This is a genomic window from Microvirga sp. GN3 (assembly GCF_055792825.1).
Genome location: NZ_JBVVAK010000363.1, coordinates 1 through 1,601, shown reverse-complemented (window position 1 = coordinate 1,601; position 1,601 = coordinate 1). Strand labels below are relative to the sequence as shown.

Sequence of the window (1,601 nt, the reverse complement as noted above, 5' to 3'; positions counted from 1 at the left end):
AGAGGCTTGGCCGGGAAGAAGCTCGTCGCAGTGGCCTGCCCGATCGTACCAACCGGGCGCCCTTTGTAGCTGGCCCCGAAGCTTTGCGCCGCATCGCACAGAAGCCACAAGCCCTCGTTGGCCGCAGTGGTCTCAATGCGATGGTAATCAGCCGGTTGGCCGAAGAGGTCGACTGCGATGACGCCGGCGGGATTGAGACCTCGGTCTCTTGCTGCCGTGATGGCTGATTGAAGGCTCGTGACATCAAGGTTGAAGGTGTCCTCGCATATGTCGACGAACATGGGCGTCGCACCGAGCCCGGCGATGGCCTCAGCGGTCGCCGCGAACGTGAAGGCTGGGCAGAAGACAGCGTCGCCGGCCTTTACCCCCTTGGCCCTCAGGATCAGGGCCAAGGCATCGGTGCCATTGCCACAGGAGATGCAGTGACTGGCACCGCAGAACGCGGAGAGATCCGCCTCAAGCCGGGCGACCTCCGGGCCCATGACATACAGGCCGTGCTCGAGCACCCGCAGGATCGCCGCGTCGACCACTTGGCCGAGGAGTCGGCGCTGAGCGGCAAGATCAATAAAGGCAATCGGGCTCGGCATGCTTGCGCTAGCGATTAAGCCAGGAGGCAACACTGCCTGCACGCTCAGGCCTAGCCCAGCGGTTCTGGGCGGGGTTCATCATCGCACTCGCCTCGGCCAGGACTCGCATCACCCGGAGCGCTTCCGCGCCATTTGTTCTTGGTTCACGCCTCTGGGCAATGCAATCGAGAAAATGCTGGCACTCGAGTTTAAGTGGCTCGTGCCCCTCCACCGTAATGGGAAGGGGCTCGGCTCGGATCGCCGCTGGTGTCTCGCCAGCTACATCGACAACGTGCGGGTATAGCAGCAACTTGCGCTGCCACGGTGCGCTGTCGTCAAACACAATCATGGCTTCTGATCCGATGACAGTGAGCCGATGCTCCTTGACAGGATGGAGCCAGGACAGATTGACCTGGGCCTGCTCCCCGGCCGGAAAGGACAAGTGCAGGGTCACCGTATCGGCGATGGTCCGGCGCAGGTGGTAGCCGCCAACCGCGTGAACCTCGCTTGGCGCGGCGCCAACGAGGCTGAGGATGACGGAGACATCATGGGGCCCCAGACACCAGAGCACGTCCTCCTCGCGGCGGATCGCCCCCAGGTTCATCCGGGTGGCCTGAAGGCGCAGGATCCGACCGATGATGCCGGTTGCGATGAGGTTCTGGAGCTTCGCAACGGCAGGATGATACTGGAGAATATGACCGACCATGAGCCGTCGGTCGAGGCGCCGTGCCAAGGCGGTCAGCTCCTCAGCATGCCTGAGCTCGAGCGCGAGCGGCTTTTCGACAAAGACATGCTTGCCGGCCAAGAGGGCACGCCTGGCAAGGTGGTGGTGGGTTGACGGTTGGGTGGCGATCGCCACCGCTTGGATCGAAGGCTCGGCCAGGATCTGCTCAAAGGACAGAGCTCGGCTGCCGTGCCGGGCAACGACAGACTCGACGGCCTCGGAGTGATGATCAGTAACAGCACCGAGGCAGCCCTGTTCGGCAAAGCAGCGGGCCAGGTTCTTGCCCCAGGCTCCGCAGCCGATCACCGCAA

At 63.4% G+C, this 1,601-nt stretch carries 2 protein-coding genes; both read right to left on the bottom strand.

Annotated features, from left to right (window positions below):
- On the bottom strand, positions 1-587 hold a 587-nt coding region (locus ACS5Q1_RS47830; protein WP_473104773.1), incomplete at its 3' end, for a DegT/DnrJ/EryC1/StrS family aminotransferase.
- Positions 588-594: 7 nt separating this feature from the next.
- Positions 595-1,601 (bottom strand): Gfo/Idh/MocA family protein (locus tag ACS5Q1_RS47825; RefSeq protein ID WP_473104772.1); only part of this gene is annotated, 1,007 nt, incomplete at its 5' end.